Genomic DNA, 16176 nt, shown 5'->3' with positions numbered 1-16176 from the left:
GAGCTCGATTTTGCTTTTGTTTTCCGTCATTCCAAAAAGTCCGACAGAAGAAAGTTCAGGGTCCGGTCGAGACGGATGTGCGGGAAGCTGGCTCCGAGATCCCAGCGACCGGATTCAAGCTGCGGAGGTCGAAAGCGAACAAATCTGACTTGTCCCTCGGCGGCGCCGGCCAGTGCGGCATTTGGGTCCTCTGGCAGGTCCCCGGGGAATATTGCAGCCTCTCGAAGACCATCGAACCGGTCGTGGCCGAGATATTCGCCCGCCTGTGGAACGCCGACGATGCACGGCAACTTGTCCCCGCCCTCGAGAATATCAGCTTCCCGGGTCGCCCGAATGGCAGCAAGGGCTGTGACGTCAACTTCTGAGCCTTGGAAGGACGCTCGAGTTATGGACTGCTCGACCAGTAGCGCGGCAATCGCTTCGAGCTGGTCGTGGCTCGTGTGGTGCAGCAGATCGGCTTTGGTTGCTGCAATCATAATTCGGTCGATGCGTCTTCCAAAGATACCGGTGAGCGGATTTCCCTTGCCATGGCGAAAACTGCCAAGCACGTCGGTCAAAGCCCGACCCAGGTCGGTGACCGCAGCGGCACCTGCATTCAGCGCTGCGAGCGCATCGACCAAGACGATCTGGCGGTCAAGGCGCGCAAAGTGATCACGATAGAAGGGCCGCACGACGTTCCGGACATACGCATCATAGCGGCGAGCCATCATCGCCCATTGTGAACGCTTTGGTGGTGTGCCGCCGTTAGGAGGGGTGTTCAACGGTGAGAATGTCAGGAGCGGCGAGCCCTCAAGGTCGCCCGGCATGAGAAATCGGCCCGGGGGCAAGAAAGACATGGCGATTTGATCTTCGCGGCACGCCAGCAAGTATTGCTTGAACGCCTCTGACGCCCGTACTGCGGCAGTTTCGTTCTCCGGACCGAGGGGGTCGGCCTGTTGAAGGATTTCGTGCCAAGCTCCGTGTGTGTTCGCGCCGGTGGCGTGGCTGGCCTTGATCATTGCTGATGACCATGTCTCATAGGGCATGTTCATCAGGGGAAGGTCCAGAAGCCACTCCCCGGGATAGTCCACAATGTCGATATGGAGGCGGTTTCGACCCAGTTTGCGGGCTAAGACGCTTCTTGGTTGGTACTCGATTGTCAGGCGCAGCTGGCTCATTCGGCGCGTGCTGTTAGGCCAGTGTCGATCAGGTCCCAGCAGAGCTTCTACGTGCTCCTCATAGCTGAACCGGGGAACATCGTCATCCGGCTGCGGTTCCAAATAGGCTCTCGTGATGCGCCGCTCGGCGAACGGATCAAACAAGGGCAGCTTTCCACCATGCAGCAGATTGTGGACGAGTGCCGTGATAAAAACGGTCTTTCCTGATCGAGAGAGACCAGTGACGCCAAGGCGGAGCGCAGGGTTTCCAAGTGCGCCCGTATATTCTGCGAGCTCAGTTAAGGCGATGAGGCCGCGATCGGCCATTCGACTGAAACGTGACCTGGCCATCCTTAGGCGCCCAGGTCACGAGGCGTCGTGAATGAAATCAGTTGACCAGAACCGAGAACGATTTCCTTCCAGGACCGCGCGTCAAAATCGATCACCGTCAGAGCTGCCGTAGGGTATTTATTGGCGATCCGATCGCGCATGTGGCTTTGCTCGGCACCGACGAGCTTCAGCGCGGCTTCCTCCATGCTCGGATTATGTCCGATCACCAGAATTGGTGAAACGTCCTCCTGTGCGCGAACAACGCCGATGATCGCTGAGCCGTCACCGAAATCATAGAGTTCTTCAACCACCTGGACATCGACGGGACTAGGAAACGCGCGCCGGCTGAGTTCGCAAGTCTCGCGAGCTCGCATTGCTGGAGAGCACAGAATCAAGCTCGGCAAGGGCCTGAGACCCGTCATAAACAGACCCATTGTGACTGCAGCCTCTCGACCTCGTCCCGTGAGCGGGCGATCTCGATCGCTCAGAGGTGCGTCGGCCCAGCTCGATTTGGCATGACGCAGCAACATTAGACGCAGCATGGCGCAAGCCTATTAAAGGAAGTGCTGGAAGAACTTCTCTTCCAATTAGGGTTCAGGACGCATGCCTGATCGGATCGCCCATCACAGACCTGCGACCGATATCACGAACATCGAAGGGCGCCGTCTGATACACCTCATTGATCCAGTTTCCGAAAAGCAGGTGCGCGTGGCTTCGCCAACGATTTTCGGGCGCCGCATGAGGATCGTCATTGGGATAGTAGTTTTTTGGTAAGTGTATCGGCTTTCCGGCATTGCGATCGCGCCAATACTCTTCCCCAAGACTGCGGCTGTCATACTCGATATGGTTGAACATATATAGCGAGCGTTTTTCGGCATCCTGCAGCAGGCATAAGCCCGCCTCTTCCGATTCCATCAAGACTTCGAGGCCAGAGCTTTTCGGGAGGTCTTCTCGGCGATTTTCGGTCCACCGGGAAACCGGAATGGAGAAGTCATCGGAGAATCCGCGTAGATATGGAGAACTTGGCTTCAAATTCTTGTGTCGAAAAACGCCGAACGCCTTTTGGTCCAACGAGTATTTTGGAACGCCGTAGAAGTGGTACAAAGCCGCTTGGGCACCCCAACAAATGGCGAAGGTGGAGTGTACATTGCTGCGCGTCCATTCGAAGATTTTGGATAGCTCGCGCCAATAGGTAACGAGTTCGAAGTCGAGCAGTTCTACTGGTGCTCCGGTCACAATAAGTCCGTCGAACTTCTCCTCCCGGACCACATCCCAGGGTCGATAGAATGCGAGCATGTGCTCCGCTGGTGTGTTTTTAGGGGTGTGGCTGGACAACGACATGAGCGAGAGCTCCACCTGCAGCGGTGTCGCGCCAACCAGCCTCGCGATCTGTGTCTCGGTTCGCTCTTTATTCGGCATAAGGTTCAAAAGCGCGATCCGAAGAGGTCGCACATCCTGGCGGATGGCGTCGTCTTCGGTCATCAGCATCACGCCTTCCGCTTCAAGCGTCGCGTGGGCAGGGAGATCATTGGGGATCTTAATCGGCATCCCTCTGAAGCCTTTCATCCAAAGGCCGCGATTATTCCCGCTGGCCCGAAAGCAGATGAGCCATGATTTAGGATGTTCGGCTTCTTGCCGCAAGCTGAGAGGATGGAAAGGCTTCTCACTGCCCGCGGTCGATGGCGCGCGCAACCATGGAGAGGAAATCTTTCTCAGAAGTGATCGCTGCCACCTCTTCCGCCTCGACTGTATACCCGCATTGATCAGCGAGTTTCTGATAGAGCGGTATCCTATGGTAAATCAGCTGCTCGAAGCCCCACACGGCAAACCCGTCGGGATCGACCTCGTCATCGGCCACATGATCATTCAGGGATTTGTACTCTGCCCACTTCTGAGTGAGAAAATTTTCTTGGTAGTACATAGGCTTAGGTGAGGCCTTAAAGCGGTCGATCAGCATACGGGCATGATCTTCGGTCCCGCGTATATAGAGCATCAATGTGTTGTCTGAGAGGGTTTTAAGGACGAGATCGTCAGGATTGTCCGAGTCGACGACCTCACACAGGCTGCCTCCACTATCGCAGAGAAAATGCTCATAGGCGTAGATCTCACGCGCTTTCTCCATGAACTCCGGAACGTCCAGGAGAGAACGAACTTCAGCGCGTCGGTGTTGAGTTTGACGGCGCCGATACTCTGCGAAAGGAAGACCGTGTTTGGAGGGGTCGCCTGGCTTGCCGAGATAGACCGAGAGCGGTTCCAGATTCTCAAAGGTGATGTTGGATCGCAGATAGATTGAATCGGACAACAGCAGATCGCGAAGAAACGGGATTCGCATCGCCTCTCGCTTGAAGAGATCGACGATGTAGTCCGCCATGTAGCGGGTGCCGATGCGGTAATCGATGGAGTAGTGAAACCAGTGGTTTCGTCGGAGTGTGATGCCGATCCTGGTCTTGCCGACGCCGGACATACCGAACACGGTCACCGCCTTAGCAGGCAGCGCCAAAAACTCCGCACCCGAGTTGAAGCGCATTACCGTCCCTCGCGCCGTCCCAGAAACGCCAAACGTTCGAACAGCTGCACGTCCTGTTCATTCTTGAGCAGTGCGCCGTGAAGCGGCGGTATGAGCTTGCGTCCATCCTGCTCGCGAAGCGTTTCCGGAGGAACGTCTTCGTTTAAGAGCAGCTTCAGCCAATCCAGCAGTTCCGATGTTGACGGCTTCTTCTTCAGGCCGGGGACTTGCCGCAGGTCATAGAAGGTATTCAACGCCTCAGCGACAAGGCGTCCTTTCAAGCCAGCAAAATGAACATCAATAATTGACTCCATCACCTCCCTGTCGGGAAACTTGATGTAGTGGAAAAAGCAGCGCCGAAGGAAAGCATCAGGCAGCTCCTTTTCATTATTGGAAGTGATGATAACCACTGGCCGTTGCTTAGCTTTGATGGTTTCACCCGTCTCGTAGACGTGAAACTCCATACGATCGAGTTCTTGAAGAAGATCGTTGGGAAATTCAATGTCAGCCTTATCGATTTCATCAATCAGCAGGACGCATCGTTCGTCTGACTGGAAGGCGTCCCAAAGTTTGCCTCGGCGAATATAGTTCCGCACATCTTTTACGCGCTCATCGCCAAGTTGGCTGTCTCGCAATCTTGTGACGGCGTCATATTCATAGAGACCCTGATGCGCTTTGGTGGTCGATTTGACATGCCATGCGATCAGCTCCATTCCTAACGCCTTCGCGACTTCCTCCGCTAGAACGGTTTTCCCAGTTCCTGGTTCTCCCTTAACGAGCAGGGGACGCTGGAGCGTGATAGCGGCATTTATCGCCACGCGGAGGTCGCCTGTGGCAATGTAGTTCTTAGTGCCTTCAAATCGCATAGAAACAGGTCTCTTTTTGGATGTTGCGACGCAACGGTGCTGCTGTTGTAACGAAGCCGCAGAAAGATGGCCAGCGGTCCTGCGAACAGCGCAAACTCTTAGCACCCTCCGACTTGCCTATTGTGAGGGAGGGAACAGGTCGATATATAGGCGCGCATTCGGAGGAGCCATGCGGCAGCGTTGAGGATACCGATGGGTATAGAGATTGCCTCTGACTACAAACCGTCCGACAGTGAACCCTTTATGAATGAGCGCCAACGCGAGTATTTTCGAAACAAGTTGTCGGCTTGGAAAGACGAAATTCTTCGCGAAAGCAAAGAAACTTTGGAGCATTTGCAAAACGAATCGTCCCAGTTGCCTGATCTCGCGGATCGCGCCTCCACGGAGACTGACCGCGCCCTTGAATTGCGCACCAGGGACCGTCAAAGGAAGTTGATTTCGAAAATCGAAGAGGCCTTGCAACGCCTTGACGATGGTTCTTATGGTTACTGCGAGGAGACAGGCGAGCCAATTGGGTTGAAGCGATTGGACGCTCGGCCCATTGCCACTCTTTCTCTGGAAGCTCAGGAGCGGCACGAGCGGCGGGAGCGCGTTTATCGGGACGATTAGGAAGTTGACGACATAGCTTGTCTAACAACCTCGCAGAGGCTGGTTATTGTCCGCGCAGCTTTCGAGCTCAATCTCGATGGTGGCATGAGAGATCCCGAACTTCTTCTTCAATCGATCTTTGATTTCGGAGATTACGCTAGCGGATGTTACAGCTTCACTGAGCCGTGCATGAAGAGTGATGAGCGGCCGCTCACTGGTTAGTGCCCAGATATGGACATGGTGGATATTATCCACGCCCTGCACGGATTGACAGAGATCCCTGGCGATTTCATCAGCCGAAAGATGCGACGGAACACCCTCCAACAGGATATGCCCAGCATCACGCACCAGCCTTATTGCACTTGATAGAAGCAGAAGCCCCACAAGCGCGGACAACAGGGGGTCGATTGGCATCCACCCTGTTCTGAGGATCACGATCGCGGCGACGATCGCCGCGACTGAACCGAGCAAGTCACCCAACACGTGGAGGAGAGCGCCACGAATGTTGAGATTATCTCGATCTGCACCATTCAATATGATGAAGGCGCCGATATTCGCCAACAGACCGGCCGCCGCTACCCAGAGCATGGTGGTTGCCTCCACCTTCTCCGGTGATAGGAGACGCAACCCGGCTTCTACGAAGATCCATACGACAACCAGAATCATGGCCACGCCGTTCGTGTATGCGACCACGATCTGCAGCCGGTCGAAGCCGTAACTGCGAAGTGCATCCGATGGCCGCGCGGCAAGTTTGAAGGCGAACCAGGCAAATCCCAGTGACACCGAGTCCGTGAGCATGTGAGCGGCGTCGGCGACGAGAGCAAGCGAGCCTGACGTGAGCCCGCCGATGAGTTCCAGCACCATGAAGCAGACGGTAATCAGAGCCGCCCAGAAAGTCCGCCGCTGATTGGCTCCATGAGCGTGGCCACCCACGCCATGAATGTGCTTTCCCGCTTGATGGTTGTGATCACCAGACTGCAAGGCACCGTGGTTATGTTCATGGCGATCGCTTGCGGAATGATCATGATCCATGATCCAGTCCTAGAAGCGATCCGAGTCGCTGTTCTTGAAGGCCCAGCTCATGCCCGCTGGCGCGTTTCGACGGGGGGGTGAAGCAGACGGCTCTGGCTCATCGAGGGCCCCTAACGAAGGCTCCTGACGCTCGTCCGGCTCCCATTGCTCCTGTTCGGCTTCTGATGCCCTTCCTACCGATGGGGCGAAATCATCAGGATCATGACTGGTGGAAGGGCCGAACTGACCTCCGCCTGCTGCCGCTGAAAAATCGAAGTGCTGTGTCGCTCCCATGGAAAGTACAGGGGGGTCACCGGGACGGCGCGGTGGTGGCGGGCGCAAGCTCTCACTACGTGGCGGGGGCGGCCGCAGGCCGCCGGGCTCTCCGATGCCAGCCTCGGGCCGACGGCCTTCGTAGGGAGCTGCGTCGCCCCGAATGGGTCCCGCGAAACGTTGCTCCGGCCTGGGAGGCAAGGGGCGGGGGGTCTCGGTACGTCGGAAATCGGGCCGCGGAACTTCGGCCCGGACCGGTCGTGGAGGCTCCCTACGCAATTGTGCTTCTGTTCGGGCTTGCGGTTCGCGAATAGGGGCCTCGCTCCGGGCGTGCAGATCGCTTCGAAACTGCGGCTCGCTTCTGAGCTGTGGCTCGCTGCGGGGCTGCGAGTCGTTCCTAAGTTGTGGCTCGCCACGCAACTGAGGTTCATTGAATTGCGGCCTCCGCTCGGAGGGCTGCTGACGCTGCAGGTCGTCTTGCAGCTCCTGCGACGGAGGGTCTTGCTCCCTGTGGTCCTCTATATCCACCCCTCTAAACTCATTTTCATTTTCATTTTCGTTCTGATTTTCGTTCTCATTCTCATTCAGGAACGCATCGTCTTCGATTCGTGCCGGGGTGGCTGTCGCGAACTGACGAGGCGGCTGAATGGGCTCCGGTCGACCAATAAAAGCCGGTGGCTCTGAGGGAGGAAATAGGGGTTCCCTCATTGAAGGTGGTTCGGCCGGCCCAGGCTTCCGCCTTGGTTGCGGCGCCTCGATCATTTCATCCTCATCGAGCGAGAATGAGAAGGCTCTCTCGGCAGTAGGAGCACCAGCCGTGAGCGGAACTGGCGCGGGTCGCGGAATTGGGCGAGGTGCAGCAGTAATTGTCGGACCGGGACTGGGAGGACGGCGATCCGGGGTTGCTGCTGCGGCCAGGGACGTCGCAGTTTCGCTTCTTCCCGCAATGGGTCGCGCCGTCGTTTCTGGCCGCGTCGCAACGGGCTCTACAGACTTTTGTGGAAGTGGTTGTTGAAAGCCAGCTGCCGGTGCAAAATTGCGCGGTAGCTCACTTTCTGCTTGCTGGGTTACACCCTTGGTCCCGCCGATACCCGTCTCGATTACGAGATCTTGTCCCCCTCCGAGCAGAATAAGGTGTTCCACGTTATCCCGTCTGACCAGAACCAGCCGCCTGCTCTTGTCGACATCCTGGTATTCGGTGATCGCTAGCCTTGAACCCTCACGCGCGCGTATCCGCCCGCCTAAGGCCTTAATGACCATGATGAGAACGATTAGAACCGCAAGGATCGCGATTGCCGCGATGATGGTTCCCATCCATTCCTGAAGCAATTCCATTGATCATTCCGTTATGCTGAGAAGTGCTCGCCCTGGTCACGAACTGCCGGTGGCACTCTAGCAGAAATTGCTAGTCCACTCGCAAGTCTGTCCACTCAGAAGGCGTGAACGGACGAAAATCCGCCAATCTCTATCTGTTCAACCGGACCCTCAAACATCCCAACTGTAAAGTCTACCGGTTATACTGCGACTGATTCGCGCTGGCGAGATTATGCATATTTGAACATGACCGGAGCGCACACTGAGCGACGCTCTGAAAGTTGAGGCGCGAGGGGCATGGTACCGGTCATTTTGACGATAGTGTCGGGGGTCTCGGCGACCAGCGAGAACATGCTGGGCTACTGGGATAACAATGCGGTGCCGGTCTGGGTACAAGCAGGTATCGCTATGGCCGGAGTTTTTGGTCTCATAGCGCTGATTGCGTGGCTGTCAGGCTTTGCTCATTTCGGTGGGACTTCGAAAACATCGCGATTTTTTGAAGCGCTTTTCGATACACTCCCTGACGCTTGTGCCGTCACGGATGCCCGGGGCAGGGTGGTTTACTCCAATACAGCTTACAAATCCCTCCTGGCCGCTGCCGGGCTCAACCGCCCAATAGGGGTAGAGGGGCTCTATTCCGGATATCCTGACATTTCGGACAGAATTTATCGGCTTTCGCTGGCCTCCCGAGAAGGGCATTCGGCTCATGAGGAATTTCGGTTGGCCGCGGCAAGTGTGGCTGCCGGAGCAAAGAAGGATCGTCCGGCTTGGATTCGGATCACCGTAGAGCGCAGCACTGCGACGAAGACCTGGTACACCCTCTGGCGGGTGACTGATGTCACGGACGACAGAGCGCGACAGGAAGCGGCCTTCGAACACCTGCAGTACATAATTGACTACCTTGATCACGCTCCAGCAGGATTTTTTTCTGCCGATCATTCAGGAAGAATTGACTACATTAACGCAACCCTGGCGGGTTGGCTTGGTATCGATTTGGCTAAGACCACCGATGGAAACCTCAATCTCCGGGATTTCATCGCTGAGAGTGGATTGCCCTTATTGTCTCGGATCAGCGTCAAAGCTGGTGCCAAGACTGTGGAAAGCTTTGATCTGGATCTGATTACCGCGGACCGCCGGCTGGTTCCTGTGCAGATCATCCATCGCGTGGACTTCGATGATGAGGGCCGCCAGAAGCCATCACGATCTTTAGTTCTCGACAAGCGCTCGGGCGGTGAGGGCGGGCGAATGGTCGAATCGGCCCAGATACGGCTTTCCCGGTTGGTCAACGGCGCACCAATCGGTATCGCTCAAGTTGATGACTTGGGAATTGTGCGAAACGCTAATGCAGCATTCACTTCGCTCTCGGCAAAGGCGGGCACCCGCGGGGCTCGTCTGCTTGACATGGTTGAGGCGGAGCACCGAGAAGCTGTAGAGGCCGCCCTCATCGCTGCCCGGGACGGGCGCCCGCCAGCAGCACCCGTAGACGTGGTGTTGGCGGAAGGAAATACCCGCACTGCGCAGATGTTCATCTCTCGGATCGAAGATAGCGCGGGTGAGGAACCGAGTGTGATTGTCTATGCCGTAGACACGACCGAGCACCGGGCCCTTGAGCTGCAGTTTGCCCAAAGCCAGAAAATGCAAGCGATTGGACAGCTTGCAGGCGGCATTGCGCATGACTTTAACAACGTCCTCACCGCGATTATTGGCTTTTCAGACCTTTTGCTTGCCCGTCACCGTCCAACAGACCCGTCCTTCAAGGACATCATGAATATCAAGCAGAATGCCAATAGGGCAGCGAATTTGGTTCGCCAGCTCCTTGCATTCTCGCGACGCCAGACCCTGCGACCTGAGGTCCTCTCACTGACCGACGCGCTTTCTGATCTTGGCAATCTTTTAGGACGGTTGCTGGGTGAGAAGATTGAGTTGCGTATGGTTCATGGTCGAGATCTGGGGCTGGTCAAGGTCGACGTGAACCAGTTCGAGCAGGTGATAATGAACCTGGCTGTCAATGCCAGGGATGCGATGCCCAATGGAGGTAGTCTGAGCATTCGCACGACGAACGAGATTGTAATCGATGGGAGCGGGGGCCAGCACGACATGATGCCCCCCGGCGACTATGTCTTGTGTGAGGTGACCGACACGGGGACGGGCATGAGCAAGGATGTCGTCGAGAAGATTTATGAGCCCTTTTTCTCGACCAAGGAAGTGGGGAAGGGCACGGGCCTTGGGCTGTCGACGGTCTATGGCATCATTAAGCAAACAGGCGGCTTTATATTCTGCGAGAGTCAACTTGGCACGGGCACAACATTTCGAATTTATTTGCCGAGACACGCGGCTGAAGCCGTCGAGGACGTCGTCCCGCCAAAGACCGAGAAGAAAGAGGCTAAGCGCAAAGACCTAACGGGAAATGGTACGATTCTCCTCGTTGAGGACGAGGAAGCTGTTCGCGCCTTTGCTTCGAGGGCGCTTGCCCAGCGCGGCTATACTATAGTTGAAGCAGACAGTGGTGCCTCGGCTTTGGCCCTCGTGGAGGAGCAGCAAGGCAAGATCGACCTTGTTTTGTCCGACGTAGTCATGCCTGAAATGGACGGGCCCACTTTGCTCAAGGAACTGAGGAAAAGGGGAATTGACAGCAAGGTCATATTTATTTCGGGTTACGCTGAGGATGCTTTCCGCAAGAACCTCGAAGACATGGACGACTTCGCCTTCCTGCCAAAGCCCTTCACTTTGAAGCAGCTGGCGGCGGCTGTTAAGGAAGCAATAGAATCCTGATCTACCTCTCCGCAGTCCGGTTCATAGCTTGACGCTGTCGCGCGACCGCATCGATCTGATGCTGAATCTCCGGATAACTTCGAGTCAGCGCAGTGAGATCATCGGCACTGAGAATAAGCAGCTGACAGAAGCCCAGAGCCCTGACATCCCCCAATCGGCGAGCTCGCGAAAGCAACGCCATTTCGCCGAAGAAATCACCTCGTCCCAGCCTGTATACTGCACCTCGAACAGTGACCTGCACAGCGCCAGAGGAGATGAAAAACATTGTTGAGCCTCGCTCACCCTCTCGGACGAGCACTTCGCCAGGTACGGCAAAGTGGGGTGTTAACAGGTCAGCGACGCGTCCTCGCTGTTCTTGCGAGAGACGGGCAAAAAGCGGAACCTGCGCAACAAGTTGCTGCGGATCCAGACCAAGATCGAGACGGGGCAGCCTTTCTGCCATCTCACGCTCAGTGGCAATACGCCGCCGGAGTTCGCCAAACAGTTCAGGGCCAATCATGCCCTCCTCGAACATCCTTTCACATTCGAGTTCTTCTGTGCGGACTGCAGACTGATAGAGGAGCCGCCGCTCCAGTGCAGTTGCATATTCAGGATACTGCAGTTTCAGCGCATCGAGGGCTGTTACCGTCGCCTCCCGTCTCTGAACTAAAATGTCGTTGAGAAGCTTCGAAACTCGCGCACCAAGCAATGGTTCTACCCGTTCTTCGATGAAGCGGGGCAGCTCTTCAATTACAATTCTTAAGACCATGAGCCGTTCAAAGCGCTGGCTCAGGAGATCCGACATGAAACGTTCAATCCCAAGGCGCCGATGTAGCCATTGGCTCAGCCGCCAGCGCCATGTGAACGCAAGGATTCTGGCTGCGGAGCGATTATAGCCGAGGCGTCCATTAGCCCGCGCCTGATCGACTAGTCGGCTTGCATGAGGCAGCAGTCGTGAGGCCACCACTGCTGAAAGGGTTCGGTCTCTGAATTTGTCGAGGATAAGCTGCCGCTCCTTGGCAGCAACCGTCACCAAACCCAACACTAACCGCTGTGTGTCGGCGATCTCCTCCCCATCGCCGGCCTCAGCCCAATTTGCCACCCCGGCAGGGCTTATCCTGAACAGGTTATCGGCCACCGTCGGATCGATGTGATACGTTTTGGCGAGTTTGAGGGTTGTTTCGGTGAGGTCGGACTGAGCGTTCTTAAGCAGTTGTGAACGCAACGCGGTATCGAAAGGCGTCAATTGATCCAGCTTCAAGAGACGCACGAGAGGGCGCAGAGTGGTTCCGTAGACAAGCAGAGTGAACAGCACGAAACCTGTGGCGAGGACGGCAACGAAGCGTTGAATCTCCGGTGAAATGAGAGCGTTTTCCGTCACGGCAAGCGCCAGCGCGAGAGTGATCGCACCGCGCATTCCGCCCCAAAGGATGACTAGTTTGAATGGATTTGAGATCCTTTCGCTAAGTTTTGCGGCGCTTAGGATGGGCAATCCGCCGAACAGCACGACTGCTCTGGAAAGGAGTGCAGCGACAATAACGATGATGAGCAGGCCAAGATCGCTCCACTCTATTTGGATCAGTAATTTTGGAACCAGAAGCGCCGCCAGGATAAAGATGAGAGAGCTTGCCCAAAACTCAATTTGCTCCCAGACCTCCCGGAGATACTCCCAATCGTCTGGGCGGACTCGCACAGGTGCCCCGAGGGTAAAGACCAAACCAGCAGTCACGACGGCGACGACACCAGAAACTTCGAACATCTCCTCTGCAACAACAAAGGAAAGATAGGGCAGCGCGAGAGAGAGGCTCACTTGCGCCGGCCTGAAATCCCGAACGACGGGCAACAGACGCACAACGGCGAAAGCCAGGCAGTAGCCAACTGCTATCCCCCCCAGGAAGGTTTTGATGAAAATAGCTAAACCGGCCAGCGGGTGGGGGGCGGCTCCACCCATCAAAAATGAAAGCAGCAAGGTGAAGAGGGTGATCGCCGCCGCATCATTTAGGAGGCTCTCTCCTTCGACCAAACGGCCAAGCCTTGACGGAGCGCCGACATCGCGGAAGATCCCCACCACCGCTACCGGATCCGTAGTGGCAACAATGGCGCCGAGCATGAGACAGGCCACCAGAGGGAGACCGCTGAACGGCCAGAGGGCGAAGCCAATGGCAAAAGTTGCAGCGACGACAGCGATGACCGCCAGAGTGAAGATGGGTGCGGCATCGTCCGAAAGTTGCCGCAGCTCAAGACTTAGGGAAGTTTGGAACAAGAGCAGAGGCAGAAATATCGACAGGAACATGTGGCTGTTAATGGGTGGATTTTGCAGGAATTCTGCAATTTCGCCGATGCCTCCTGCGAACCGTTCGCTGACGGCGAGTTCCGAAACCAAACCAATGACAATCCCAACAACCGCAAGCAGAACAGACGAGGAGAGACCGGCGCGCGCAGCTGCAGGCTGAACCAGACTGATGACGATCAGCAGCGATGCGAAGATCGCAAGGGCTAGGGAAAGATGCATAATTCGATCACCAGGGAGGGTGACCTGAGCTAAACGGCTTCTCTCGCCTAGATGCAACCTTTATTGTCCGATCAGCTACAGTCGAGGTTTAGGGCGAGTCTGCCACTCAACAACTGTTGCTGCTTCTCACTGAGCGGATGGAAACGCGCCGCCTGTGCGTCACGGAAGAACCTCTCTAAGGGATTTCCCCGTTGGAAAGAGGTGCCTCCGACGGTGTCGAGCGCAATTTCGACTACGTTGAGTACTTCACGGCCGACAAGGCTGCGGCCCATCATGATTCGGTTGGTCGTTTCCAAGCTCGGCGCGGTGTTCACTGCGGCACTAATCATGTCCTGATGCGCAATATGGGCAGCATGAAGAGCCGTGTCTAAGGTTCCTACCATGATCGTTTTATACTGGTCGGCCGCAAACCGAGCGCCCATTGCGACGACGCGGTCTCGAGCGGCTTGGGCAATACCCAGATAGGCAGCATAGATGAGGGGGAAAGCATACATTGCGGTTAAATGGTTGATGTGGCTCCAGGCGCCTTTGGTCCGCCGTTCATATATTGCTCCGCTCGGAACGAAGAGGTCCTTGAGAATGATCTCTTGGGAACCGGTGCCCCGCATTCCCATGGCATTCCAGTTTTGATGGATGCGCACGGAAGCTTGATGCATCGGCACAGAAAAGTGGATGATGTTTTCGCTCTCGCTCTCGAGGACGGCGCTTGTCATGAGAACATCAGCAAGTTCGGCGCCGCTGACGCCTTTTTTACGAGCATTGACGATGTATCCATCACGCACCTTCACAGCACGTCCAGAGGCATTCAGGCCATCGGCTCCACCCGAACTTGCCAGCATCAGGGCCTTGCTGGAAACCTGCTCTAGGATATGTTGAATGTCGCGGTTTTGATGGCGATAGCAGTTGAGGATAACGGATTGGTGCAGATGCATTGCCAATGTTAGAGCCGTTGAGCCACAGGATCGTGCGATGTCTGAGATGACCTTGCACAAAGTGTCATAGTCCGCGCCTCCACCTGCCACACTGCGAGGAACTGCCAAGCCGAGGAGGCCAGCCCTTTTCAGCTCACTGAAGTTTTGGAGGACGACCCTGCCATTATCGTCATGCTCCTCCGCACGCTCGGCAAAGACATGGCACAGCTCCTTTAGAACCCTGCGGCTAACTTCTTCGCGATAGGCTTTCGGCGCCGCCGATAAGTCCATGACATCCGACATGAGAATCTCCAGAACGACCAGACGGAGAGTCTGAGGTCCTCAGGAGTGGATTTCAAGCATGTGGTGCAGAAATTGTACTATACAACTTTATGGGGCACTGAAATAACGCTGCACATGAAAACCTATGGTCAATTCTGCCCCGTCGCTAAAACCGCCGAGATTTTTGCCGAGCGGTGGACGCCCCTGATTTTGCGAGAGCTTTGTTTTGGTCCTCGACGCTTCAACCAGCTGCGTAGCGGTTTGCCACTGATATCGCGGACCTTGTTGTCCCGGCGACTTTGTGAACTGGAGCGTTCCAGTGTCATTGAGAGCACGCCAAGGCCTTGCGGCTCCGGAAATATTTATCGTCTGACGGAGGCCGGCCAGAAATTTCGGCCGATAATCGAGTTGATGGGGGCATGGGGGCAGCAATGGAACCCAACGGAAATCGGTCCTGATGACTTGGATCCTGGTTTCCTGATGTGGAGCATGCGGCGTCAGATATCAGCGGATCTTTTGCCGGATCGAAAGTTTGTCATTCAGTTTGAGTTCGTTGGTGTCCCCCGGCATCACCTCTCGCAGCGCTATTGGTGGTTGGTGTTGCACCGATCGGAGAGCGACGTCTGTCAGAAGAATCCCGGTCACGTCATCGATATCGTCATCCATGCGGAATTATCTGCTTTCACGAAGCTTTGGCTGGGAAAGATTGGCCTTGAGCAGGCCCGCGCCGTCAATTCCGTAAGGCTTTGTGGCAATGAAGAAGCCCAAGCTGTGACAAAACGAGCTCTGGGCTTGTCCGAGCAACCAGAAAGGAAGGCCTTCACTTTCGGTGCCTGATGCCTTCTGTCAGGCAGGTCAATAAAGCTCTTAAAAGGCTGCATTAACGGCACCGCCGTCGATGAGGAGACTTTGGCCGGTGATGTAGCCTGCATGGATACTGCAGAGAAAGGCACACAGCTCGCCAAATTCATCGGTCGTGCCGAAACGTCCTGCCGGAATCGCTTTTGCGCGCTCGGCACGCAATTCTTCTTCGCTGCGATCGGCCACGGCGAAGCGCTTGAACGTCACTGCGAGGCGATCTGTATCAAAGGCGCCTGGCTGTATGGCATTGATGGTCACATTTCGATGGGCGACGGAGCGTGCGACACCTGCCAGAAAGGCTGTTAGTCCTGCTCGGGCTCCGCTGGACAGATCAAGCCCCGTTATCGGTGCCTTCACGGATGACGAGGTGATGTTGACGATGCGTCCAAATTCCCTTCGCATCATGGGATCGACGACCTTCTGGATGATTTCGATCGGCGTCACCATATTCTGGATGACGCCCTGAATGATCTCATCCCTATGCAGATCACGAAAATCACGCAGTGGCGGTCCACCGTTATTAGTCACGAGGATGTCGGGCTCGGGGCAGGCATCAAGAAGAGCCACCTGGCCCTCCTGGGTGCTAATGTCCGCGACCACTGGGATGACGGAGACCCCCGTTTGCTCTCGGATCTCCGTAGCGGTGCGAGCGAGCGTCGCTTCATCCCGTCCATTGATGACCACATCGACGCCGGCGCGGGCAAGGGCCGTGGCGCACCCGCGTCCCAGTCCGCGACTGGAGGCGCAGATGATCGCGCGTCTCCCGCTGATGCCGAGGTTCATGTCGCTCTCCTGTGAACATTCGTGCTCTCATAACCAGAAGCAGCATGTCAGT

General features: G+C 56.0%; 12 protein-coding genes. 3 read left to right on the top strand and 9 right to left on the bottom strand.

Annotated features, from left to right (window positions below):
- Nucleotides 1-26: 26 nt before the first annotated feature.
- From FKM97_RS16075 to FKM97_RS16055, 5 genes are all read right to left on the bottom strand, one after another.
- Nucleotides 27-1487, bottom strand: a complete 1461-nt coding sequence (locus FKM97_RS16075) for a YcjX family GTP-binding protein (protein WP_144293461.1) — start codon at nt 1485-1487, stop codon at nt 27-29.
- Nucleotides 1488-1489: 2 nt separating this feature from the next.
- Nucleotides 1490-1996 carry a SixA phosphatase family protein gene (locus tag FKM97_RS26965; protein ID WP_281290116.1) on the bottom strand — a complete coding sequence of 169 codons (507 nt, stop codon included), beginning with the start codon at nt 1994-1996 and terminating at the stop codon, nt 1490-1492.
- A gap of 64 nt (nt 1997-2060) precedes the next feature.
- Nucleotides 2061-3014 carry a homoserine O-acetyltransferase MetA gene (gene metA / locus FKM97_RS16065; RefSeq protein ID WP_144293459.1) on the bottom strand — a complete coding sequence of 318 codons (954 nt, stop codon included), beginning with the start codon at nt 3012-3014 and terminating at the stop codon, nt 2061-2063.
- Between the two features lie 115 nt (nt 3015-3129).
- Nucleotides 3130-3930 carry an ATPase gene (locus FKM97_RS16060; protein ID WP_246105113.1) on the bottom strand — a complete coding sequence of 267 codons (801 nt, stop codon included), beginning with the start codon at nt 3928-3930 and terminating at the stop codon, nt 3130-3132.
- Between the two features lie 62 nt (nt 3931-3992).
- Complete coding sequence (locus FKM97_RS16055) at nt 3993-4838, bottom strand: AAA family ATPase (protein WP_144293457.1); 846 nt, start codon at nt 4836-4838, stop codon at nt 3993-3995.
- Nucleotides 4839-5030: 192 nt separating this feature from the next.
- On the opposite strand from FKM97_RS16055, the gene dksA reads away from it, so the two are divergent.
- On the top strand, nt 5031-5447 hold the full coding sequence (gene dksA, locus FKM97_RS16050; RefSeq protein WP_144293456.1) for an RNA polymerase-binding protein DksA: 417 nt from the start codon (nt 5031-5033) through the stop codon (nt 5445-5447).
- Nucleotides 5448-5468: 21 nt separating this feature from the next.
- On the opposite strand, the gene FKM97_RS16045 is transcribed toward dksA, so the two are convergent.
- Entirely contained in the window at nt 5469-6458 is a 990-nt protein-coding gene (locus FKM97_RS16045; protein WP_144293455.1) for a cation diffusion facilitator family transporter, read from the bottom strand.
- Between the two features lie 1863 nt (nt 6459-8321).
- Here FKM97_RS16045 and cckA point away from each other — a divergent pair.
- Nucleotides 8322-10796: a cell cycle histidine kinase CckA gene (gene cckA, locus FKM97_RS16035; protein ID WP_144293453.1), complete on the top strand. Its 2475-nt coding sequence runs from the start codon at nt 8322-8324 to the stop codon at nt 10794-10796.
- 1 nt (nt 10797) lies between these two features.
- Here cckA and FKM97_RS16030 read toward each other — a convergent pair whose 3' ends face one another.
- Both FKM97_RS16030 and FKM97_RS16025 read right to left on the bottom strand, forming a co-directional pair.
- Nucleotides 10798-13287, bottom strand: coding sequence for a cation:proton antiporter (locus tag FKM97_RS16030; protein WP_144293452.1), 2490 nt, complete (start codon nt 13285-13287; stop codon nt 10798-10800).
- A 71-nt stretch (nt 13288-13358) separates the two neighbouring features.
- Nucleotides 13359-14501, bottom strand: coding sequence for an acyl-CoA dehydrogenase family protein (locus FKM97_RS16025; RefSeq protein ID WP_144293451.1), 1143 nt, complete (start codon nt 14499-14501; stop codon nt 13359-13361).
- A gap of 45 nt (nt 14502-14546) precedes the next feature.
- On the opposite strand from FKM97_RS16025, the gene FKM97_RS16020 reads away from it, so the two are divergent.
- On the top strand, nt 14547-15317 hold the full coding sequence (locus FKM97_RS16020) for a winged helix-turn-helix transcriptional regulator (protein ID WP_144293450.1): 771 nt from the start codon (nt 14547-14549) through the stop codon (nt 15315-15317).
- Nucleotides 15318-15347: 30 nt separating this feature from the next.
- Here FKM97_RS16020 and FKM97_RS16015 read toward each other — a convergent pair whose 3' ends face one another.
- Nucleotides 15348-16124: an SDR family oxidoreductase gene (locus FKM97_RS16015; RefSeq protein WP_144293449.1), complete on the bottom strand. Its 777-nt coding sequence runs from the start codon at nt 16122-16124 to the stop codon at nt 15348-15350.
- Nucleotides 16125-16176: the final 52 nt, after the last annotated feature.

The organism is Rhodoligotrophos appendicifer, assembly GCF_007474605.1.
Classification (GTDB): Bacteria; Pseudomonadota; Alphaproteobacteria; order Rhizobiales; family Im1; genus Rhodoligotrophos; species Rhodoligotrophos appendicifer.
Note: the sequence above shows the minus strand (reverse complement) of the source record. Positions and strands in the feature narration are given on the sequence as shown.